This is a genomic window from Bacillus sp. N12A5 (genome assembly GCF_026790125.1).
In the GTDB taxonomy this organism is placed as follows: Bacteria; Bacillota; Bacilli; order Bacillales; family Bacillaceae; genus Bacillus.
The window spans coordinates 1-21333 of record NZ_JALAMR010000003.1 but is presented as its reverse complement, the minus strand read 5'-3'; the positions used below and the strand labels follow the sequence as shown (position 1 = coordinate 21333).

Genomic DNA, 21333 nt, shown 5'->3' with positions numbered 1-21333 from the left:
CATCATCCTTTCTTCGCTTTTTGAATTGCCTGTCTCATCTGCTCTGAGGGTGATCTCAGAAAATTCCCATGTCCGACAGCGAGACAAGAAGGCGCCTTGTCGGCGAGCAATTGTGCACTTCTGATCGCTTCCTCCTTATTCCATGTGGCGAAGCCTGGAAAAGGGAACGCCCATTTTATCTGGCCAGATACAGCGATTCCTCCGCGCAACTGAAACGCATCTCCTGCTATGATAGTGCCGTTTCTTGTATCAAAAAATGACATACTGCCGGGTGTATGGCCCGGTGTAGGAATGGCAAGCAGGGAACCGATTGTTTCACCGCCCGTCAGCAATTGGTGAGGCTTTGTCTGTACGTGTTTCGGAATACCTCCTTTTATAGGTGTCTGCGGCTCATCATGACGTAAGGATGTATCACCTTGCAGCAGAAGTGAATCACGTTCTGAGATCATTACCTTTGCATGCGGAAATGCTTGTGTTAATGCATCCAGTGATCCGACATGATCTCCATGTGCATGGGTCAGTAAAATGTGCTGAAGCGGTTTCCCCAGCTGGTTTACAGCTTGAATAATTCTTTTATAACTGCCTGGCAGTGCAGCATCAATAAGGGTGACTTCGTTTTCTTCCTCAACTAAATAGCAGTTAACCGGAAACAAGGCCGGAAAAAAAGTCAGCTGCCAAACGGTTTGATATTGAGTAACTCTCATCTTATTATTCCTCCTAACAAAAACTAATGATGTTAGTTTTATTATAACTAACACCATTAGTTTTTCAAACGTTTATCAATGTTTTATGGCCACATATATGTGAACTTGCGCCCGCTGAGGTACTGCTGCACTTTGATCATACATTTCGAAGTCACCTGTAAATGTACGCAGATGGCGTTTATCCCAAGTCCAAATTTCCTTCCACGTTTCAAGCACGATCTCTTCAATAGGGCCGACTCTGGAAGTAAACACGGCATAAGCGGAAGCCGGCAAATCAATATGTTTATATGGTTCCAAAAGAGTGCAGCTGTGCTCCTGAAACGTTCCGACTGAAAACGTGTAAAATCCATTCGTCTCTTGTTCGTAATTGGAATATAAGGCGATAATGCTTTGGTCTTTTTCAGCCTGTGAGAAAAGAATGCTCATATCTTGCTGCCAGAATTGATCCCATAGTGCCGGGATCCTCCTTTCTTCCGTCATTTCCAATGCGTTGCTTGTCCGTAGTGACAGTCCGGCAAATCGTTTCCGGTCTAAGTGTGTCATATGTGAAAAGCCCATACGATCTCCTCCTTTTTTTAAGATTATAGACAAAGAAACCTGACAGCAGTGTGTCAGGTTTTATATACTTTTTGCATCTGATGAATGGTTTCTTTTACTTTATCCCGTATATGAAGAGGTTCCAAAACCTCAATGTCCTTTCCGAACTGCAGCAAAAAACCGATCAGCCATTGATCTTCTGGAAGTGAAATCACTGCCCGGCAGATTTCATCTTCATCACAGTGAAGGACATCATATCCGAACCATTCGCCTATGCGCTGACGTGCTGCCGGCTGTACAAGAATAACCAATTCAGTTAAATGGTCCTTTTGGTACCAACTCTTATCCCATGGCAAAGTGTCCAGCTGAATATCTTTTCTGATAAAGGTCTGATGTAAGATAGCCAGATCTTTCATCCGGTTAAGTTTAAAAAAACGAAAATCGTTTCTAACCAGGCAATAGGCGTATAAATACCAGTGTCCCGCCTTACAAACCAATGTGTAAGGTTCTGCTTCACGAAGAAGTGTTTCTCCGTTTGCGTTTGTATATGTAAATGATATCGTTGATAACCGATCAATGGCGGCACTGATGTTCTCACGAAGCGCCTTATGATCCTCAGTGCGGCCCCAAGCCGTCATGTCAATAAACCATTTTTCTGTTTGCTGCTTAAATGCTCCAGCTGACTGCTCCGGTATGAGATGCTTGATTTTTTGATAAGCTGTGCTGTGAGAAATCGATCCATACATGGATGAGACACTCTGTAAAGCAGAAGCTATCACAAACAGCTCCTCTTCTTTCAGCCATTCTCTCTCAAGGCGATACGTTTCCATAATGCCGATTCCGCCTCCAGAGCCCTGTGAGGTTACAATCGGAATACCAGCTCTATTGATCGTATCAATATCACGGTAAATCGTTCTGACGGATACTTCAAACAGCTCAGCAAGTTCAGCGGCCTGGACTTGTTTTTTGCTGATTAATAACACAACAATCGCTAACAAACGTTCCAGTTTCATTCTGTGCACCTTTTCTTCTTTTTATTTCCAACAAAAACAATCATAACATTTTATAAAGCTTGGGCATATCTATTATGCGGCCCAGAGACTCCTTGCATATGTTATGAAAACAGGGGCTTCCCCTTCTTTTTTGTGTTCAGCATTTGATTTGAACTACTATTTCGTACCGGATAAGCATACACTTCTCAACGGAGGGGATTCACATCATGCATCTTACACTTCAGAGCGTTTATCCTGCCATGATTATTATTTTTTTTCTGTATAAAAAAATTAAAAGGTCCATCGGATACCAGCCGCTGAAGCCTCGCTGGCTGTTCACCCGTATGATTCTTTTCTCGCTGTTTGCTTTTGGTCTTTCGCTTTTCAGCGTCACGCACCCTTTTTTATATGGACCTCTTATTTTCGGCATTCTTGGCGGATGGCTCCTTGTCTTTTTCGCTAAGAAAAACATCTCCTTTGAAAAACGCAGAGGAAAAATCTATTTTCGGACACATATTTGGGTAGAAATGATTCTCTTAACCTTATTTCTATCAAGATTTCTGTATCGAGTGACAGAGCTTTATCTTACCTCACTTGATCTAAACACCCTTGGCTCTTACAGTCAGTCAATCGGAACTGATCCTCTGACAATTGGCATCTTTTTTCTGATAGCCGTTTATTATATCGGGTTTTCTTCTTTTGTCATCAAACTCAGCAGAAATGAACTTGACCAGAACGGACACAATAAAGAAAAAGACATCCTTGCCCGCTAGCAGCGATTAAGCAAGGATGTCTTTTTTAATCGTGTTGTGTATGATGGATCATTTGCTGAAGAACATCTAAAACGTGTTCATCCTCCGGAGAGTAATAAATGGATGTTCCTTCTCTGCGCGATTTGACAAGCCGGAGATTTTTTAAGAATCTGAGCTGGTGGGAAACTGTGGATTGCAGTAAATTCAGCTTTTCTGCAATTCCGTTTACAGCATGTTCACCCTGAGATAATAAATGGAGAATTCTGATTCTGGTAGGATCAGAAAGCGCTTTGAATGTTTGCGCGACCAGAAACAGCGTCTCCTCGTCCAGATCGGCAGCCGACCGTTCTGTTTCTTTAAATTCAGTCATCTGTATCACCTTTCTTTATTCATAGTTTTATCATATAACAAATGTGTTTTGGTGCAAACCAGCCTGCTTGTATTCCAATTCAATCTCATAGTTTAAATTTATGTTTCAAATCAGGTTTTTACTTGGTCTGATATATGTTCTGTGTCATAATAAAAAAGTCATACTGCTCCAAACATTGAGGGTGAAACACAGTGAAAAAAAAGAGAAAAGGCTGTTTCGCTGCTGCGGGTTTTATGATGATTTTTGTCTTTGTCATCGCCTCTTTTTTATTGGTCTTGCTTTTATTCAACCGGGATTTAATCAAAAAACTTCCGATCGATACGAAAACGATTGTTTTGGAACGTTTAACCGATTATAAACCGCTGGTGGAAGACGAGCTTGAAAACCAAGGGCTCTCTAATTATACATCACTGATACTTGGCATGATGTATCAGGAGTCTAAAGGAAAAGGCAATGATCCCATGCAGTCCTCTGAATCTCTGGGGTTAAAACGCAATGAGATAACAGACCCTCAACTCAGTGTTAAACAAGGCATCAAGCAATTTACCCTCATGTACAAGACCGGAAAGGAAAAAGGTGTGGATTTGGATACCATTATTCAAAGCTACAACATGGGGGCAGGTTATATTGACTTTGTAGCTGAACATGGAGGAAAGCATACTGAGGAATTGGCAAAACAATACTCCGAGCAGCAAGTCAAAAAAAATCCCGAGCTGTATACTTGCGGAGGAAATGTAAACAATTTCCGCTATCCGTATTGCTACGGTGATTATACGTATGCAGAAAAAGTAAAAGAAAAAACAAAAACTGTTGAAGAATCTTTGCAGGTTGCAACACTTGAAACCATGGAATCTAAGGCTCATGATTAGGAGTCTATCAATTTACTGACACAAGCCCAAATCCGTTTTTGGGCTTTTGTCGTGTTTACATGTGCAAAAAAAGCCATACAAAGTATGGCTTTTAATAGTACGGTGATATCATCAGATATACAATAACGCCTGTCAGGCTTACATAAAGCCACAGAGGCATTGTCCATCTGGCAATTTTTTTATGGCGCTCAACCTGCATGCTGAATCCTCTGATCAGCGTAAACAGCGCAAGCGGCACAATGACTGCAGAAAGACAGATATGCGTAATTAAAATAAAGAAGTAAATCGGGCGCATAATACCTTCTCCGCCGTAGAGCGTATTCTCTGCAATCGAATGGTAGATGACATAACAAATCAAAAATAGCAATGTTGTTGTAAAAGCGGCTAAAATAAAGCGTTTATGGGCTTTAATATTTTTTTGTTTAATCATAATCAGCGCGGCCAATAAAAAGATGAACGTAAAGCTGTTGAATATCGCATTCAGCATCGGCAAAATGTGGATATTCGCATGGCTGAACTGATCTAATTTAGGCATAAAAAACAGCACTGCGATTAAACCGTTAATCAGAACTGTCAGCGTAAGAACAATTCCCGTATAATTTTTCGGTTTATTTTCTGTTTGATTCATTTGATGACCTCTCCTAATTTGTACTGGCTATCCAAATCGTATGCAAATTCATAGAAGATGTCAACGTTTTCGATTGCTTCGTCAGAAATTAGACACACTTCAAAGGCCGCGGCTTTTAGCCCCGGCCCTATGAGATTTACGCCTCCCTGATCAAATGCTCAACGGCCTTATGTTCTTTTTCATTCAGCAGGTTCTTTTGGATTTTCGAATGAATCGGTTTATTCATATGCTGATCCAAAATATCCGCCGTTTCTTTATCCCCGGCGATGACCATTCGTTCCCATCTTTTCACGGCAGCTTTTTGATCAAGATTGGCAGCCAGCCGCTTATACAGTCTCGTTTGATTCTCCGTTGCATGTTCCCTCATTCGGTCCTCTTCAAATGGAGCCTCTTTTTTTGCAGAGGAATGGCAATTCTCCCAAGACTCTTTGACCATATCATACTCATAATGCTCAACCGCCTCAATTTTGCCTAAGACGGTTTCAATGATTTTCACTTCATGCTGCTGAGTTAAAATAAACGCCGTACTTGGGTATGTTTGGCGCAAATCTTTCAGCTGATCCAGAACAGCTGTTTCTTCCCAGTAAAATCTTGTTTCTACAGGGATTTGAAGTTTAATTGGTTCCCATATGCCGCTATCCGAAACAAAAAACACGAGACTGCGGGGCATCTCTTTTCCCAATTCATTGAGGTATTGATCAATTTTCATTCTGATTCCATCCAGACATTTCTCTTCCTCTGGATCACTTGCTGCCAAATACTCTTTCAATCTGCTGAATCCCGACTTTAAGGCAATTTTCCATTCTCCCCCCTGCTGATCTGGATCTCTCATGTCTGTATTGAGATAGAGGGAGAGAATTTTATCCGGCGGTTCCAATTGGACATACTGTAATTTTTTAATCAATGAATCAATCGCCATTCCGTTTCCTCCTTTTCCACAGGTTAGTTTTCTTTTTCCTATCTTAAAAATGATCAAACCTCACTTTGCGCTAATTTCTAGCAATCATGGATTTGTTATTTACAATGCCCCTCTCATCTAATACAATTGATAACTGTGTTTCTAAGCTGATTTTTGAAAGGGGTTTGATCTTGTTTACTGTTAAAGAAAAAAATCGCCAAGAACTTGAAGAAGAACTAAATGATTTAGAATTTCAAATTTACCGCATGCAGGAGAATATGAAGGATTTATCTAAAGACGCCAAAGTGCTTGGTATTGATCAATCGAAACATGAAGAATGGTTGATTGTTTCCTCGATTGATGATGGCCAAACATGCAAAATTATGCTTACCGATTGTAAAACGGCTTATAGAGGAAAAGGCTGTTTTTCACTTATAGCTTCTTACAAGGACGATGCCATTCATATTGGGGACATAAAAGGCCCTCCGAATCACGGGTTTGGCTCTATTTGCATGAAATATTTAAAAGATATCGCCAGAGACCACAATATTCCTAAAGTCACCGGGGACATTGCCAAACGGGATTGGAATCATGTAGACCGGCTGATTCATTTTTATGAAAAACATCAATTCAAAGTATGCGTCGATCCTGCTACACAATCCGGCAGCATTAAGTGGGTTGACTTGTAAAAAAGCCTGGAAGAATGAGCCAAGATGTGCTGTAATGGTGTAAAACCATTGATGGAGGGTTCTATGTACGCCTCAAAACTAAAAAAGGGAGACGAAATCCGGATCGTGTCTCCCGCGACCAGCATGTCTATAATGTCAAATGAAGCAAAAATACAAGCTAAAACGGTGTTAGAACGCTTAGGTTATCGAGTGACTATCGCCGAACATGCAAATGAAATAAACGAATTTGATTCATCCTCTATCGAATCAAGAGTCCATGATCTGCATGAAGCCTTTTTTGATCCAAACGTCAAAGCGATTTTAACGACACTCGGCGGTTTCAATTCAAATCAGCTGCTGCGTTATCTTAATTACGAGAAGATCAAACAGCATCCAAAAATTCTATGCGGCTATTCCGATATAACGGCTCTTTGCAACGCCATTTATCAAAAAACGGGCCTTGTCACGTATTCAGGCCCCCACTTTTCAACATTTGCAATGAAAAAAGGACTCGATTATACAATAGAGTATTTTCTTTCTTGCTGCGCTTCGGACGATCCGTTTGAGATTCACCATTCAAGGGAGTGGAGCGATGACCGCTGGTTTTTGGATCAAGAAAACAGACACTTTTACCCTAATAACGGTCCCGTTGTGATCCAAGAGGGTTATGCGGAAGGCACCTTGATTGGTGGAAATCTATGTACGCTTAATTTGCTGCAGGGAACGGAGTATTTTCCTGAAACAGAACAGATCATTTTATTGATTGAAGATGATTACATGTCAGACATCCATATGTTTGACCGCGATCTGCAATCACTCATCCACCTCCCCGCTTTTTCTCATGTGAAAGCGATTTTGATTGGCAGATTTCAAAAAGCATCAAATGTATCAATAGAACAGGTAAAAGCCATGATTGAAACAAAAAAAGAATTATCCGCTCTCCCCATCATCGCAAACGTAAATGCCGGGCATACCTCCCCGATTGCCACGTTTCCAATAGGAGGAACATGCAGGATTGAGGCTGTTTCGGGTACATCACGTATATGGATCGATAAACATTAATCAGCTTGTAAATTCTTTTTTACAAGCTTTTTTAGCGTGTCATTCATGCAAGCGCACGAGGAGCCATGACAAATGTCATATATGATGCATGATGTGTGCTACTACAAAAGACTTCTCTCTTTCGCGTATACTGAACTGAGACACACAATGAGAGGATACTTACTATGACTGAACAAACTGCACATAAACAAAAACAGCTTACAAAGCAAGTCGCTGCTTTTGCTAAGCCCGAAACAAAAAACAGCCTGATTCAGCTTTTGAACACGTTTATTCCCTTCTTCGGCCTGTGGTTTCTTGCTTATCTCAGCCTCGATGTCTCCTACCTCCTTACGTTAGCATTAACAGTGATTGCCGCAGGTTTTTTGACAAGAATTTTTATCATCTTCCATGACTGCTGCCATCAATCATTTTTCAAACAAAAACGCTATAACCATATTCTCGGTTTTCTGACAGGTGTTCTGACTTTATTTCCGTATCTTCAATGGCAGCACAGCCATTCGATTCATCATGCGACAAGCAGCAATCTGGATAAACGCGGAACAGGAGACATATGGCTGTTAACGGTAAACGAATATAAAGCTGCACCTAGACGAACGAAGCTTGCATATAGACTTTATAGAAATCCGTTTATCATGTTTATTCTCGGACCGATTTATGTTTTTCTCATTACAAACCGTTTCAACAAAAAGGGTGCAAGACGCAAGGAGCGTGTCAACACGCACCTTACGAATCTGGCAATTGTAGCGCTGGCTGCTGCTAGCTGTCTGATCTTTGGATGGCAATCATTTTTGCTGGTGCAAGGCCCCATTTTTCTGATCTCAGGCTCAATCGGTGTGTGGCTGTTTTATGTGCAGCATACATTTGAAGATTCTTATTTTGAAGCAGATGAAAACTGGAGTTACGTTCAGGCTGCTGTGGAAGGCAGTTCATTTTATAAACTCCCAAAACTGCTTCAATGGCTGACAGGCAATATCGGTTACCACCATGTTCATCATTTGAGTCCAAAAGTGCCTAACTATAAGCTTGAAGTTGCCCACGAACATCATGAGCCATTAAAAAACGTACCGACAATTACCTTAAAAACAAGCCTGCAATCACTTGCCTTCCGCCTTTGGGATGAAGACAAAAAACAATTTGTGTCATTTCGGGATGTAAAACATACACCTTTCAGCCTTCCGCCTGATTCAACAGAAAAACAGAAGCTGCGGAAGAATGCCTGATGATGAAGGAGGTCTTCTCTTTACACTAGAAGGCTTCTTTTTTATTGTTCGAGGGTGCATTCTGGCTTTCGCAATGATAAAGTTACATGTAAGATGAAAAGCTGAAAATGAGGGAATATCATGATTAAAAAGCATTTTACATTTCAAAAGCTAAGCGGGATTACGCCTTATATATGGACGATCTTTTTCATCCTCCCCTTCTACTTTATATGGAAATCAAATTCAACATTTGTCATTATCGTCGGCATCATTTTGACGCTTTTATTTTTTTCGGTATATCGATTTGCTTTTGTCTCTAAAGGCTGGGCCATTTATTTATGGGCGTTTCTGTTAATCGGCATTTCAACCGCCTCCATTACGATGTTCAGTTATATTTATTTTGCCTTTTTTATCGCCTATTTTATTGGAAACATAAAAGAACGTGTCCCTTTTCATATTTTATATTACGTCCATTTAATAAGCGCAGCCGTGGCAGCTAATTTCAGTCTTGTGCTGAAAAAGGAATTCTTTCTGACGCAAATCCCTTTTGTCGTCATTACCCTCATCAGTGCGATTTTATTGCCGTTTAGTATAAGAAGCCGCAAGGAGCGCGAACGGCTTGAAGAAAAACTCGAGGATGCGAATGAACGGATTGCCGAGCTGGTGAAATTAGAAGAGCGGCAGCGTATTGCCCGCGACCTCCACGATACGCTTGGGCAAAAGCTTTCGCTTATCGGTTTAAAAAGCGACTTGGCGCGAAAACTGATATACAAAGATCCCGAACAAGCAGCTCGTGAACTGAAAAGTGTTCAGCAAACAGCGAGAACTTCTTTAAATGAAGTAAGAAAGATCGTATCCTCTATGAAAGGCATCCGGCTCAAGGATGAACTGATCAATATCAAACAAATTCTCGAAGCAGCTGACATTACGTTTATCTATGAAGAAGAGAAATGGCCCGAAAATATCTCATTGCTTAATGAAAACATTTTGAGCATGTGCTTGAAAGAGGCTGTCACAAATGTCGTCAAACACAGTCAGGCTAAAACTTGCCGAGTTGACATTCAACAGCTATGGAAGGAAGTTGTCATTACAGTATCTGACGATGGAACATTTCAAGGAGAAGAAAAATTCTTTTCAAAAGGTCACGGCTTACTCGGTATGAGAGAACGGCTTGAATTTGCAAACGGGAGCCTTCACATTGATACCAAAAACGGCACTAAGCTTACCATGGCAATTCCTAATAACTCAAAATAAACATAAAGGATGGCTTACATGATTAGTATATTTATTGCGGAAGATCAGCAAATGCTGCTGGGCGCTTTAGGATCACTTCTAAACTTAGAAGACGATATGGAAGTCGTAGGCAAAGGTACAACCGGGCAGGATGCTGTTGACTTTGCCAAAAAACATCAGCCTGATATATGTATTATGGATATTGAAATGCCAGGGAAATCAGGGCTTGAAGCAGCTGAAGAGTTAAAGGATACAGGCTGCAAAATTATAATCTTAACTACCTTTGCAAGACCCGGCTACTTTCAAAGAGCCATTAAAGCAGGCGTTAAAGGCTATTTGTTAAAAGACAGTCCGAGCGAAGAGCTCGCAAGCGCCATCCGAAGCGTCATGAACGGAAAACGCATCTATGCACCTGAGCTGATGGAGGACATGTACAGCGAAGCTAACCCTCTTACAGATCGAGAAAAAGAAGTGCTTGAACTTGTGGCTGACGGTAAAAACACAAAAGAAATCGCTCAGGAACTCAGCATCAAAAGCGGGACGGTGCGAAATTATATCTCAATGATTCTAGAAAAGCTCGAAGTGAAAAACCGAATAGAAGCAATTACTCGGTCAAAAGAAAAAGGCTGGTTTAAATAAAAAAGGATCTTGGCAACTGCCAAGATCTTTTTGTTAACCAGCAGCTCCCCCCAGGGAGATTGTCACGAGCAATCAGATTCATACTGACCCATACTCCAGCTTCACTTTTTCGCTCCTAATGTCCGCTAATTGCTTGGTTAACAGCCCAATAAAAGGGATGATTCACTCCGCTCCAAAGCTGCCTTGCATAATAGAACAGCAGCTCGTTACGCATAATCAGTAGCATCAAAATAAGCCCCGATGTAGAGATGCCAAATGTCTCTGCAATGCGGAATTATACATGTAAACGATAGCCCATAGAATCACACTAAGAAAAACAGGACCACTTTTCTGTTATCAGCATATGATAAATACATCTCCAAACAGAAAAAAAGACACGAGCCAAAAGCTCATGTCTTTTATCACAATCTATATCATTAGTTTAAGATTTTAACACTTACAGTTTTGACGCCCCAATTAGATGCATCACTTTTATTTGGTACAAATACGTCGATTTTATTACCTTTAATAGCGCCGCCAGTGTCTGCTGCTGTTGCTTCACCATAGCCTTCAACATAGACTTTAGAACCTAGCGGAATCACATTAGGATCAACCGCGATGACTTTCGCGTTCGGGTTCTTATTTAAGTCAATGCCTGTTGCCGTAACGCCGGAAATGCCGCCGTCGTTAGCAGTGTATGCAGTAGCAGTAACTGTTAGTTCTTTTGAAGCTTCTTGATTATTTGTATTTGATTGAACAGCCTTCTCTTCTGTGTTAACAGAAGTTTCTGCCTCAGCCTTTGTTTCTTGTTTAGGTTGCTGTTGTACAGCTTCTTGTTTTGGTTGCTCTTTTTGCACAGCCTCTTGTTTTGGTGCAGTTTGAGGTGCGCTTGTTTGCGCATTCTCAGTAACTGTGTTTGCTGCTGTTGCCTGACCTTTTACTGAAAGTGTAGATCCAGCATAGATCATGTCAGAGCTTAGGTTATTCCAAACTTTCAGGTTGTTGACTGTCGTACCGAATTTTTGAGCAATCTTAGAAAGCGTATCTCCCGCTTTAATTGTATATTGCCCAGAAGTGGTTGTTTCTTCTGAAGAAATGGTCAGTTTTTCTCCTGCAAAGATTTTATCAGAAGTTAACTTGTTCCATTCTTTTAAGTCCTTTAGGTTCACTCCGTTTTTCTGAGAGATTCCCCAGAGCGTATCACCCTTTTGCACCGTGATTTCTTTTGCAGAAGCGTGAGCTCCGAATGCAGTTGTTGAAAGTGCAGCAACTGCTACAAAGGACATAATCGTCTTCTTCATAAGTAAATCCTCCCTTGTTAGCTTTTTATTGGCGGCTAACAGGTGATATCGTAACACACGTAAATGTCAAATCAATAACAAAAAGATATGATTTAGATTACAGTTCCTTTACATGAAGGATTTCTCTGTGTTGGAAAGACTTGCTGAAACCTTGATATAATAGGCTTCGCAAGTCTTTTTGATGTGAACCAAAAAAGAGAAAATAAAATGTGTTTTTTATAGAAAAAAAGATTGATTTTCTGTTTTTTTAGTCTGTCATCCCTGCATAAGCTTGTATTTCTTGTAAAAAAAGCCGGCCGTATTTTGCTCTTTTTTGTTCTCCGACGCCTTTTATAGACAAAAGTTCCTCATCATTTACGGGCTGTTTGCCTGACATTTCTTTTAACGTTTGATCAGAAAAAACGACAAAAGGCGGAACTCCCTGCTCTGCTGCAATTTCTTTGCGAACCATGCGCAGTCGTTCAAACAGCTCGTCATTTTCAGTAATGGCTGCCGCTTTTAATGCTTCTTTTCTTGTGACTGATAATTCTCCTCTAAGCACGTTCCTTCCTTTACTGCTGACAAAAAGAGTCGGAAATGTCCCGTCAGACATCCTGATGAAATCGTCAGAAATAAGAAATTCGATAAAATCGCTGATTTCCCCTACTGATTGGTGTTTTAATATCCCGTATGTTGAGAGACCGGCAAAGCCGTTCTCAAGAACTTTTTTATTTTTAGATCCGGCGAGCACTTGGGCAACGATCGTCTTGCCAAACCGTTCTTTCATGCGAATGATACACGATAAGACCATTTGCGCCTCCCGTGTCACGTCATGGGCAGCCCTTGTATCAGTGCAGTTTCCGCACTGTCCGCATACATCAGGCTCCTTTTCTCCGAAATACATCAGGATAAACCGCTGCAGACAATCCTCCGTGTGGCAATAGTCAACCATTTGTCTCAGTTTTTTTAAATCCCGTTTTTGTTTCTCTTCATGCTCTGATTGTTCAATTAAAAAACGCTGCACCATAATATCCTGCGGTGAAAACAGGAGAACACATTCGCTGTCAAGCCCGTCCCGTCCAGCTCGTCCAGCCTCTTGATAGTAGCTTTCCATATCTTTCGGAATTTGGGCATGAAGAACAAATCTAATATTTGATTTATCAATGCCCATTCCAAAAGCAGAGGTTGCCACCATTACTTGCAGCTCATCATTAAGAAACCTTTCCTGCTGCTCTTTTCTGACTTCATCAGCCAAGCCCCCGTGATACCGGCCTGCACTGATCTGATTTCGTTTCAACCTCTCATAAATCCGATCAGCTTCTTTTCTGGTCGCTGTATAGACAATGCCTGCTTCATGTTTGTTTTTTTGCACATATTCATCAATAAATCGATCTTTATTTTCTCCTTTTACTACTTTAAAGGTTAAGTTCTCTCGGGAAAAACCCGTATATACCGTGTTTTCTTTTTGAATATGGAGCTGTCTGCAGATATCCTCATGGACCTCGGGCGTTGCTGTTGCTGTCAATGCCATGATGACAGGTTTGGCATGTAATTCTCGGAACAATATCTCAATATTTCTGTAGCTGGGCCTAAAATCGTGGCCCCATTGAGAAATACAGTGCGCCTCGTCTATTGCAACCAAAGGAACATCAATGCCCTGCAAAATCCGAATAAACTCCGTAGACGTTAATCGTTCCGGTGTAATGTAAAAAAGCTTATAAGCCCCTTCTTTAAGCCCGTTCAGCCTCTCATGTATTTCCTGATTGGATTGTGTGCTGTTAATGTAGGCAGCGTGAATCCCCGCTTCTTCCAACGCATCGACCTGATCTTTCATCAAGGAAATCAAAGGCGAAATGACGATCGTTGTCCCTTCAAACATCAGTGCCGGAATTTGATAGCAAATCGATTTGCCTCCTCCCGTCGGCATTATGCAGATTGTATTTTGCCTTTCTTCGGTCACCGAGCGGATCGCTTCCTCCTGGCCGCTGCGAAGGTTTTCATAACCGAAATAATGGGCCAAAAGGGATTGGGCTCTATGTAACATACGTGTAAACCTCGCTTTTTGTTCAATTTCTCCCATCATATCATATAAAAGCGGCCTTTATTTCTTTCACACAGAAATTGAATTTTCACTATACCAAACCTTTTTAGATAAATTAAAAAGCCATTTCCAAAAGGAAATGGCTTTCGCTACGTCTTGCCGTATGCAAGTAAGAAAGTTTTAAACCACCACTCCTCAAAGTGGGTGTTTGCAGAAACGTTCCTGTCGTCCCCTGCAATGGAGGCATGACATTCCGGCTTCGATATAAAACTCCCTATTACAGCTTAAAGGTTAAAACTTAATTAACAATACGTACAAAGTAGCTTCTTTTATATAGTACACCATCAGACGTTTTTTATCAAGGGGCCAAAACAATTGTTTAGAAAAACTTTTTCTCAGCCATTAAAACTGTTATTTCGCTATTATATTCGATCATTCGACAATCAAAAATATATCACAATAGAAAAAACAGCCATTATAGCGAAAAGAAATTATCACTTTCTTCTATATAATATGTATACTAAAAACTCCTATCGCATGGATAGGAGTTTTGACTTGATTAGAATTTTGCAGCAAGATCTTTTGCTTCTTGTAAACCTTTTTCAACGATTTCTTGCGCTTGATCAGGCGCTGCGTTATGTCCTTCGATGACAACTGTGTGCAAGTCTTGAACACCCCAGAAACCAAGAACAGTTTTCATGAAGTTTAATGACATTTCAAGAGAAGCCATTGGTCCTTCAGAGTAGATGCCGCCGCGCGCGTTAAGAAGCGCAACTTTTTTGCCGCCCATTAAACCAACTGGTCCTTCTTGTGTGTATTTGAATGTAACGCCTGCACGAGACAGGTAATCAACATAAGTATGAAGCACTGCCGGCACTGTGAAGTTCCAAAGCGGGAATGCGAAAACAACTTTGTCAGCTTTTACAAACTGATTCAGATATTTGTCAGCAATTGCAGCTTGTTTTTTCTCTTCTTCTGTCATTTCCATTCCTTGGCCTGCTTTAAATGTTCCGTTAATCATATCTCTTCCAAGGTAAGGAAGGTTTTCTTTATGAAGATCTAATTCAACCACTTCATCATTAGGGTTGTTTTCTTTATAAGCAGCTAAGAAAGCTTCATAAAGTTTCGTTGAAACGCCTTCTTCAGCTGTACGGTCACTTGATTTTACAAATAAAACTGTAGACATTTGTATTCCTCCCGGTAAACTTTTTATATTTACTTACAAATAGTATGTTACTTTCTTTTTTACTCGAAGTCAATCACTTTATTTTGAATGTGAGATTTTTTTTCAAAAAAAAGCAAGTACCCCTCATATCGGTGTACCTGCCTGCTATTTTCACTTCGAATCTTGTTCACGATCCAAAATTTCATATGTCTGTGAGCTTTTTTGGTCGACTGTTTCTTTATTAGATAGATCTTTTACCTGTTCGTGAAACTCTCTTTCAAATGACGGAGCATCTGTCTCAACATCATCCTCCATATCAGCTTGGGCCTCAACTGTCATTCTTGCATAGGGTACCGCTTCAAGTCTTTCGTAAGGAATGTCTTTGCCGGTTTTTTCACACACTCCGTACGTTCCGTCTTTCATTTTTTGTAATGCATGGTTGACCTCCTCTAACAGCTCCCGGTCAATCTCTCTTACCGTTTGATCTGTCATTCGGTCTGTGACGATCGTGCCGTGATCTCCCATATGGTTATCGACCCCATTGGAAAGCTCCCCTACTTCTTCCGTCATTGATTCTGTTTCCTTTTTCTCACCAGATAATTCTTTTTGCATATCGAGCAATTTATGGTAGAGATGCTGTTTTTGGTCTTTAGTCAATGCCATGTGTATCCTCTCCTTTCTATCCTGTTTCCCGTTTTGCCGCCTGTCAAACATGTGAGCTTTGATAGAAAGGTAAATTACTTCAGCTTAGAATATGTCGTAAAACAGAACAGGGCATTTGCGCCCTGCTCTGTTTATATAAAAAAAGCCTAACCATTTTTGAACGGCTGGCTCATCAAATATTCAGCTGCACAAGTGTTTTGTCAGCACCGCTTGAACTTCGCTTAAATCGGTGTCTTTTGCAAATTCTAATTCAAAGGTTTTGCTTCTTGTCATCAATAAAAGCCCGGTGTCCGGATCAAACATGCCTGCTTCCTGAATCGCAAAGCTTTCAATTGTTTTATATGGAAGAAATACACGAACCTTCTTTTTAGAAAACATTTTATTGTCAAAGAAAATGATCCGTTTATTTGTAAAGCAAATTTGGTCAACGCGGAGCTTATAAATCGATTCTATTCTTTCCCCTTCAACGAGCAGAGCTTCAAGCTTCTTTGCGTCCGTTGATCTGCTAACAGAAAAAATACCCAATGAAGAACCCCTCTTTCTGCATTTATCTATTTGTTTTATCATTCATTACTTAAAAATAAGTCCTTTATCCCTATATAAGAATACGACATGGAAGACATTTAAACCATTACGAACAGATTACATTTTTCAAATTTTTGATTTGTTTTTCGTCTTTGTGCTTTTGTCATCAAGTAATACGCACATATAGAGAAAAAAGTTTCAATATTCAGCAATGTTTTTTTAAAAAAGCGGTTTTTTAAAGCTTTCATTGATTTTGTTTCATTTTTCCATTCTTTACCTATAGAAAAAAAACCGCAGCTGAGCTGCGGTTTTCTCTACATCTGCTTTAAAAGATCTTCAAGCATTACATCTCTTCGAAGTATTCTTTATAATAGCCGCCGACTTTATTCGTATTGTCGACCACAAACAGAAACTCCTCTGTTTCATTTTTTACTTCATATTCTTTTCCGGGAGTTAAAACGCGGTTCACGATATATTTTTTTGCGTTTGTCTGCACACATTTTACCTTTTTGATTGTTTCTTTTTCAAGCCAATTATTATGAATCATGATGTAATCTCCTTTACTTATCTATAAGCTTATTGTAGCTTTTTTCTTTTATAAATTGCAATATCGGTTATTCATTGATTTTGCCTTGTTTTCTATTATAGAATGTTTGTATACGCTTACGCTTATAGCAAAAATCACAGCTTATTTCTGCTATGTAATCAAGGAATCGATGTGCTATCACCAAGAATCTCAGAACAGACCATAAAAATTGACTGGAGGTTTGTTACGAATGAGTTCTTTAACGATGCAAGTGACGAAAAGGCTGGAGACTTTTTTACAGGGAACAAAGAAGCTTTATATTGACGGAAAGTTTGTTCCTAGTGCCTCAGGGGCCACCTTTGACACTCCCAACCCGGCGACCGGCGAAACATTGATGACGCTGTATGAAGCCCAGGCTGCAGATGTGGACAAAGCGGTTAAAGCTGCCCGGAAAGCCTTTGACCAAGGTGAATGGAGAACAATGTCTCCAGCTTCGAGAAGCAGACTGATGTATAAGCTGGCTGACTTAATGGAAGAGCATGAAACTGAGCTTGCTCAGCTTGAAACGCTTGATAACGGAAAACCGATAAATGAAACGACGAATGGAGATATTCCGCTGGCTATTGAGCATATGCGCTATTACGCCGGCTGGTGCACAAAAATAACTGGACAGACGATCCCGGTTTCCGGCGCCTATTTTAATTATACGCGCCATGAGCCTGTCGGCGTCGTCGGCCAGATCATTCCATGGAATTTCCCGCTCCTGATGGCAATGTGGAAAATGGGCGCAGCTCTTGCAACAGGCTGTACAATTGTGCTTAAACCGGCTGAGCAAACACCGCTTTCAGCTCTTTATTTGGCAGAATTAATTGACCAAGCCGGTTTCCCTGACGGTGTCATCAACATCATCCCAGGATTCGGTGAAGATGCAGGAGAAGCACTGACGAACCACGAAGCGGTTGATAAAATTGCCTTTACCGGTTCCACTGAAATCGGCAAGAAAATCATGTCTACCGCTGCAAAAAGCATAAAACGCGTTACATTGGAGCTGGGCGGTAAATCCCCTAATATCCTTCTGCCTGATGCGAATTTGAAGAAAGCAATTCCAGGCGCTTTAAACGGCGTAATGTTTAATCAAGGCCAAGTCTGCTGTGCGGGCTCACGCGTTTTCATTCATAAAGACCAGTATGATGAAGTGGTAAATGAGATGGTGTCCTATGCTGAATCACTCCGTCAAGGAGCGGGACTTCATAAGGATACACAAATCGGTCCTCTCGTAAGCAAGGAGCAGCACGAACGCGTTCTTTCCTATATTCAAAAAGGAAAAGATGAAGGAGCTAAAGCTGTGACAGGCGGAAGCTGCCCTTTTGAAGAAGGATATTTTGTCGCACCGACTGTGTTTGCGAATGTGGAAGATGAGATGACCATCGCAAAAGAAGAAATTTTCGGACCGGTGCTGACTGCGATTCCATATGAAACAGTTGACGAAGTGATTGAACGGGCGAACCATTCAGAATATGGACTCGCAGCCGGACTATGGACAGAGAACGTCAAGCAGGCCCACTATATCGCGGACCGTCTTCAAGCCGGAACCGTCTGGGTGAACTGCTATAACGTGTTTGACGCGGCATCTCCGTTTGGCGGTTATAAACAGTCCGGACTTGGAAGAGAAATGGGATCATATGCCTTAGATAACTACACAGAAGTCAAAAGTGTATGGATTAATCTCGAAGACTAATATGCATTTCACAAAAACTGCTGCCTGCCAGCAGTTTTTTTCTTTCTGTAATGGCGGTTAAAAACGCTGAATATATATGCTTCTGAAGGAGTTGAGCGAGATGGGCACACTTCAGGAGAAAGTGAGGCGTTATCAAAAGAAAACCATTGCAGAGCTAAAAGACAGGCAAAATGCTGACGGTTCGTGGACATTTTGCTTTGAAGGACCAATTATGACAAATTCGTTTTTCATTTTGCTTCTCACCTCACTTAATGATGGGAATGATAAAGGGCTAATATCAGCGCTTGCAGCAGGCATTCGGGAAAAACAGCAGCCAGACGGCACATTCTTCAATTATCCCGATGAAACGAGCGGAAATATAACAGCTACTGTCCAGGGATATGTCGGGATGCTGGCATCAGGATGTTTTCACAGATCTGATCCGCATATGAGAAAGGCTGAACAATTTATCATTTCACATGGCGGCCTGAGACCTGTTCATTTCATGACAAAATGGATGCTTGCCGCGAATGGGCTGTACCCTTGGCCTATTATGTATTTACCATTATCACTTATGGCGCTCCCCCCAACATTACCGGTTCATTTTTATCAATTCAGCACATATGCCCGAATTCATTTTGCTCCTATGGCTGTAACACTCAATCAGCGATTCGCCCTTAAAAACCGCAATATTCGGTCTCTTCACCATCTCGATCCGCACATGACAAAAAACCCTTTCACTTGGCTTCGATCTGATGCTTTTGAAGATAGAGATCTCACGTCTATTTTGTCACATTGGAAACACATTTTTCGTGCACCTTTTGCTTTTCAGCAGCTGGGCTTACAGACAGCAAAAACGTATATGCTGGACCGGATTGAAAAAGACGGAACATTGTACAGCTATGCGAGCGCAACAATATTTATGGTTTACAGCCTCCTGTCACTTGGTGTCTCGCGTCACTCTCCGGTCATTAAGAAAGCAATTAAGGGCATCAAATCGCTGGTGACAGAATGCAGCGGGATACCGTATCTGGAAAACTCTACTTCAACGGTTTGGGATACGGCTCTGATCAGCTATGCCCTTCAAAAAAACGGCGTGTCCGAAACAGACGGCTCTATTACAAAAGCAGCCGCCTTTTTGCTAGAACGCCAGCATACAAAAATAGCAGATTGGTCTGTCAAAAATCCGGATGCAGCACCCGGCGGCTGGGGATTTTCAAACATCAATACAAATAATCCTGACTGTGACGACACTGCTGCTGTTTTAAAAGCGATTCCATGCAGTTATTCTCCTTCAGCTTGGGAGCGAGGCGTGTCTTGGCTTTTATCAATGCAAAACCGCGATGGCGGATTTTCTGCCTTTGAAAAAAATGTGAACCATCCTCTGATCCGCCTTCTCCCGCTTGAATCTGCCGAGGACGCGGCAGTTGACCCTTCTACCGCCGATCTTACCGGACGTGTGCTGCACTTTTTAGGCGAGAAAGCCGGTTTCTCAGAGAACCATCAACAAATTCAACGCGCTGTGAACTGGCTTTTCGAACATCAAGAACAAAACGGGTCATGGTATGGGAGATGGGGTGTTTGCTACATTTACGGCACATGGGCTGCTCTTACTGGTATGCATGCCTGCGGGGTTGACCGGAAGCATCCTGCTATACAAAAGGCACTGCGCTGGCTCAAATCCATACAGCTTGATGACGGCAGCTGGGGGGAATCCTGCAGAAGCGCCGAAATCAAAACGTACGTCCCGCTTCACAGAGGAACCATTGTGCAAACAGCCTGGGCTTTAGATGCATTGCTCACATACGAAAATCCGGAACACCCATCAGTTGTGAAAGGTATGCAATACCTTACTGACAGCAGTTCTCATGACTCCGATAGCCTGGCCTATCCAGCTGGGATCGGATTGCCAAATCAATTTTATATCCGTTATCACAGTTATCCATATGTATTCTCTTTACTGGCTGTCGGAAGATATTTGAATTCTGCTGAAAAGGAGAAAGCAAATGAAACGTGAATCTTATCAAACAGAGATGTTCAATTGGTGTGAAGTCCTGAAGGATCAGATTGAAAAACGAGGACAGCTTGATCAGTTTGAAGATCAAATCAATCAAATAATTGAAACACTGGAAGATGACCAAACAACAGAAGAAGATTGGTATAAGCAGGCCGCTGCCCTTTACCGGGATATTACAGAATCGGAGGAGACAAGTGAAAGACGTGCTTATGTTCCAATAGGGAAACATATACTGCCAAAGCTTCCATACAAATATTCTGCCTTAGAACCTTATATCTCACGCGAGATTATGGTCCTTCACCATACGAAGCATCATCAAAGCTATGTTGACGGTCTGAACAAAGCAGAATTAGAGCTTAAGAAAGCGAGAGCATCAAAGAATTTTGATTTGGTCACTCATTGGGAAAGAGAGCTTGCATTCCATGGAGCCGGCCATTATTTGCACAGTATTTTCTGGTTTTCAATGCATCCAAACGGAAAAAGGCGCCCTACGGGTGCATTGTTCCAAATGATTGATCTTTCATTTGGAAGCTATTCCGCTTTTAAAGAACATTTTACCCAGGCCGCTAAAAAAGTGGAAGGTGTCGGCTGGGCCATTTTGGTCTGGGCGCCTCGATCGGGACGGCTGGAGATTTTAACTGCAGAAAAGCACCAGCATTTCAGCCAATGGGATGTGATCCCTCTTTTACCGCTTGACGTATGGGAACATGCCTACTATTTGCAGTACAAAAATGACCGGGCGAGCTACGTTGATCATTGGTGGAATGTCGTGGATTGGCGCGAGGCGGAAAAACGTTTCGAGCTGGCAAAAGAGGTCGTCTGGAAACTCTATTAAAAAAGCCCCCTATTCTGATATTATCCCCTCTAAG

At 41.4% G+C, this 21333-nt stretch carries 22 protein-coding genes and 1 other RNA gene; 10 read left to right on the top strand and 13 right to left on the bottom strand.

Annotation, left to right across the window (positions count from 1 at the left end; genetic code table 11):
• Positions 1-2: 2 nt before the first annotated feature.
• The 3 genes from MOC09_RS03275 to MOC09_RS03265 form a co-directional block, all read right to left on the bottom strand.
• Positions 3-704, bottom strand: coding sequence for an MBL fold metallo-hydrolase (locus tag MOC09_RS03275; RefSeq protein ID WP_268369554.1), 702 nt, complete (start codon positions 702-704; stop codon positions 3-5).
• A 75-nt stretch (positions 705-779) separates the two neighbouring features.
• A complete protein-coding gene (locus MOC09_RS03270) occupies positions 780-1262 on the bottom strand; it encodes a GyrI-like domain-containing protein (protein ID WP_268359886.1) in 483 nt (160 codons plus the stop codon).
• A gap of 53 nt (positions 1263-1315) precedes the next feature.
• Positions 1316-2254, bottom strand: a complete 939-nt coding sequence (locus MOC09_RS03265) for a helix-turn-helix transcriptional regulator (protein WP_268367237.1) — start codon at positions 2252-2254, stop codon at positions 1316-1318.
• Between the two features lie 206 nt (positions 2255-2460).
• On the opposite strand from MOC09_RS03265, the gene csk22 reads away from it, so the two are divergent.
• Positions 2461-3006, top strand: coding sequence for a mother cell-specific sporulation protein Csk22 (csk22, locus tag MOC09_RS03260; protein ID WP_268359885.1), 546 nt, complete (start codon positions 2461-2463; stop codon positions 3004-3006).
• Positions 3007-3031: 25 nt separating this feature from the next.
• On the opposite strand, the gene czrA is transcribed toward csk22, so the two are convergent.
• Positions 3032-3355, bottom strand: coding sequence for a Zn(II)-responsive metalloregulatory transcriptional repressor CzrA (gene czrA / locus MOC09_RS03255; RefSeq protein ID WP_268359883.1), 324 nt, complete (start codon positions 3353-3355; stop codon positions 3032-3034).
• A 191-nt stretch (positions 3356-3546) separates the two neighbouring features.
• On the opposite strand from czrA, the gene MOC09_RS03250 reads away from it, so the two are divergent.
• On the top strand, positions 3547-4224 hold the full coding sequence (locus tag MOC09_RS03250; protein WP_268369552.1) for a lysozyme family protein: 678 nt from the start codon (positions 3547-3549) through the stop codon (positions 4222-4224).
• A 91-nt stretch (positions 4225-4315) separates the two neighbouring features.
• On the opposite strand, the gene MOC09_RS03245 is transcribed toward MOC09_RS03250, so the two are convergent.
• Both MOC09_RS03245 and MOC09_RS03240 read right to left on the bottom strand, forming a co-directional pair.
• A complete protein-coding gene (locus MOC09_RS03245) occupies positions 4316-4852 on the bottom strand; it encodes a DUF420 domain-containing protein (RefSeq protein ID WP_268359879.1) in 537 nt (178 codons plus the stop codon).
• Between the two features lie 136 nt (positions 4853-4988).
• Positions 4989-5771 (bottom strand): VLRF1 family aeRF1-type release factor, encoded by a 783-nt coding sequence (locus MOC09_RS03240; protein ID WP_268359877.1) that lies wholly within the window; start codon positions 5769-5771, stop codon positions 4989-4991.
• A gap of 170 nt (positions 5772-5941) precedes the next feature.
• On the opposite strand from MOC09_RS03240, the gene MOC09_RS03235 reads away from it, so the two are divergent.
• The 5 genes from MOC09_RS03235 (at position 5942) to desR (ending at position 10551) form a co-directional block, all read left to right on the top strand.
• Entirely contained in the window at positions 5942-6439 is a 498-nt protein-coding gene (locus MOC09_RS03235; RefSeq protein WP_268359876.1) for a hypothetical protein, read from the top strand.
• A 63-nt stretch (positions 6440-6502) separates the two neighbouring features.
• Entirely contained in the window at positions 6503-7480 is a 978-nt protein-coding gene (locus MOC09_RS03230; RefSeq protein ID WP_268369550.1) for a S66 family peptidase, read from the top strand.
• A 164-nt stretch (positions 7481-7644) separates the two neighbouring features.
• Entirely contained in the window at positions 7645-8700 is a 1056-nt protein-coding gene (desE, locus tag MOC09_RS03225) for a fatty acid desaturase DesE (protein WP_268369548.1), read from the top strand.
• Positions 8701-8820: 120 nt separating this feature from the next.
• The gene (desK, locus tag MOC09_RS03220) at positions 8821-9933 is read left to right on the top strand and encodes a two-component sensor histidine kinase DesK (protein WP_268359872.1); all 1113 of its coding nucleotides are present in this window, start codon (positions 8821-8823) and stop codon (positions 9931-9933) included.
• A gap of 18 nt (positions 9934-9951) precedes the next feature.
• Complete coding sequence (gene desR / locus MOC09_RS03215; protein WP_268359870.1) at positions 9952-10551, top strand: two-component system response regulator DesR; 600 nt, start codon at positions 9952-9954, stop codon at positions 10549-10551.
• A 416-nt stretch (positions 10552-10967) separates the two neighbouring features.
• Here the strand turns inward: desR and MOC09_RS03210 are convergent, their stop codons facing one another.
• The 7 genes from MOC09_RS03210 to MOC09_RS03180 all read right to left on the bottom strand — a co-directional run bounded on the left by MOC09_RS03210 (position 10968) and on the right by MOC09_RS03180 (position 16751).
• A complete protein-coding gene (locus tag MOC09_RS03210) occupies positions 10968-11831 on the bottom strand; it encodes a LysM peptidoglycan-binding and 3D domain-containing protein (RefSeq protein WP_268359892.1) in 864 nt (287 codons plus the stop codon).
• A gap of 247 nt (positions 11832-12078) precedes the next feature.
• Positions 12079-13854 carry a DNA helicase RecQ gene (gene recQ, locus MOC09_RS03205; protein ID WP_268361391.1) on the bottom strand — a complete coding sequence of 592 codons (1776 nt, stop codon included), beginning with the start codon at positions 13852-13854 and terminating at the stop codon, positions 12079-12081.
• Between the two features lie 139 nt (positions 13855-13993).
• A non-coding RNA gene (gene ssrS / locus MOC09_RS03200) (6S RNA) lies at positions 13994-14180 on the bottom strand.
• Between the two features lie 230 nt (positions 14181-14410).
• Complete coding sequence (azoJ, locus tag MOC09_RS03195; protein ID WP_019258647.1) at positions 14411-15037, bottom strand: FMN-dependent NADH-azoreductase AzoJ; 627 nt, start codon at positions 15035-15037, stop codon at positions 14411-14413.
• A 150-nt stretch (positions 15038-15187) separates the two neighbouring features.
• Entirely contained in the window at positions 15188-15679 is a 492-nt protein-coding gene (locus tag MOC09_RS03190; RefSeq protein ID WP_268361393.1) for a TraR/DksA family transcriptional regulator, read from the bottom strand.
• A gap of 180 nt (positions 15680-15859) precedes the next feature.
• Complete coding sequence (locus MOC09_RS03185; protein WP_003220141.1) at positions 15860-16204, bottom strand: PH domain-containing protein; 345 nt, start codon at positions 16202-16204, stop codon at positions 15860-15862.
• Positions 16205-16547: 343 nt separating this feature from the next.
• Positions 16548-16751, bottom strand: a complete 204-nt coding sequence (locus MOC09_RS03180) for a DUF6501 family protein (RefSeq protein WP_268361396.1) — start codon at positions 16749-16751, stop codon at positions 16548-16550.
• Positions 16752-16980: 229 nt separating this feature from the next.
• On the opposite strand from MOC09_RS03180, the gene dhaS reads away from it, so the two are divergent.
• The 3 genes from dhaS to MOC09_RS03165 all read left to right on the top strand — a co-directional run bounded on the left by dhaS (position 16981) and on the right by MOC09_RS03165 (position 21299).
• The gene (dhaS, locus tag MOC09_RS03175) at positions 16981-18468 is read left to right on the top strand and encodes an aldehyde dehydrogenase DhaS (protein ID WP_268367236.1); all 1488 of its coding nucleotides are present in this window, start codon (positions 16981-16983) and stop codon (positions 18466-18468) included.
• Positions 18469-18568: 100 nt separating this feature from the next.
• Positions 18569-20464, top strand: a complete 1896-nt coding sequence (locus tag MOC09_RS03170; protein WP_268367235.1) for a prenyltransferase/squalene oxidase repeat-containing protein — start codon at positions 18569-18571, stop codon at positions 20462-20464.
• On the top strand, positions 20454-21299 hold the full coding sequence (locus MOC09_RS03165; protein WP_268367234.1) for a superoxide dismutase: 846 nt from the start codon (positions 20454-20456) through the stop codon (positions 21297-21299). Before MOC09_RS03170 ends, MOC09_RS03165 begins: the two co-directional genes overlap by 11 nt.
• Positions 21300-21333 lie beyond the last annotated feature (34 nt).

Excerpts from the sequence above, each read along its gene's own strand:
- MOC09_RS03275 (WP_268369554.1), bottom strand. The coding sequence starts at position 704 with ATGAGAGTTACTCAATATCAAACCGTTTGGCAGCTGACTTTTTTTCCG.
- MOC09_RS03270 (WP_268359886.1), bottom strand. The coding sequence starts at position 1,262 with ATGGGCTTTTCACATATGACACACTTAGACCGGAAACGATTTGCCGGA.
- MOC09_RS03265 (WP_268367237.1), bottom strand. The coding sequence starts at position 2,254 with ATGAAACTGGAACGTTTGTTAGCGATTGTTGTGTTATTAATCAGCAAA.
- csk22 (WP_268359885.1), top strand. The coding sequence starts at position 2,461 with ATGCATCTTACACTTCAGAGCGTTTATCCTGCCATGATTATTATTTTT.
- czrA (WP_268359883.1), bottom strand. The coding sequence starts at position 3,355 with ATGACTGAATTTAAAGAAACAGAACGGTCGGCTGCCGATCTGGACGAG.
- MOC09_RS03245 (WP_268359879.1), bottom strand. The coding sequence starts at position 4,852 with ATGAATCAAACAGAAAATAAACCGAAAAATTATACGGGAATTGTTCTT.
- MOC09_RS03240 (WP_268359877.1), bottom strand. The coding sequence starts at position 5,771 with ATGGCGATTGATTCATTGATTAAAAAATTACAGTATGTCCAATTGGAA.
- MOC09_RS03230 (WP_268369550.1), top strand. The coding sequence starts at position 6,503 with ATGTACGCCTCAAAACTAAAAAAGGGAGACGAAATCCGGATCGTGTCT.
- desE (WP_268369548.1), top strand. The coding sequence starts at position 7,645 with ATGACTGAACAAACTGCACATAAACAAAAACAGCTTACAAAGCAAGTC.
- desK (WP_268359872.1), top strand. The coding sequence starts at position 8,821 with ATGATTAAAAAGCATTTTACATTTCAAAAGCTAAGCGGGATTACGCCT.
- desR (WP_268359870.1), top strand. The coding sequence starts at position 9,952 with ATGATTAGTATATTTATTGCGGAAGATCAGCAAATGCTGCTGGGCGCT.
- MOC09_RS03210 (WP_268359892.1), bottom strand. The coding sequence starts at position 11,831 with ATGAAGAAGACGATTATGTCCTTTGTAGCAGTTGCTGCACTTTCAACA.
- recQ (WP_268361391.1), bottom strand. The coding sequence starts at position 13,854 with ATGTTACATAGAGCCCAATCCCTTTTGGCCCATTATTTCGGTTATGAA.
- azoJ (WP_019258647.1), bottom strand. The coding sequence starts at position 15,037 with ATGTCTACAGTTTTATTTGTAAAATCAAGTGACCGTACAGCTGAAGAA.
- MOC09_RS03190 (WP_268361393.1), bottom strand. The coding sequence starts at position 15,679 with ATGGCATTGACTAAAGACCAAAAACAGCATCTCTACCATAAATTGCTC.
- MOC09_RS03180 (WP_268361396.1), bottom strand. The coding sequence starts at position 16,751 with ATGATTCATAATAATTGGCTTGAAAAAGAAACAATCAAAAAGGTAAAA.
- dhaS (WP_268367236.1), top strand. The coding sequence starts at position 16,981 with ATGAGTTCTTTAACGATGCAAGTGACGAAAAGGCTGGAGACTTTTTTA.
- MOC09_RS03170 (WP_268367235.1), top strand. The coding sequence starts at position 18,569 with ATGGGCACACTTCAGGAGAAAGTGAGGCGTTATCAAAAGAAAACCATT.
- MOC09_RS03165 (WP_268367234.1), top strand. The coding sequence starts at position 20,454 with ATGAAACGTGAATCTTATCAAACAGAGATGTTCAATTGGTGTGAAGTC.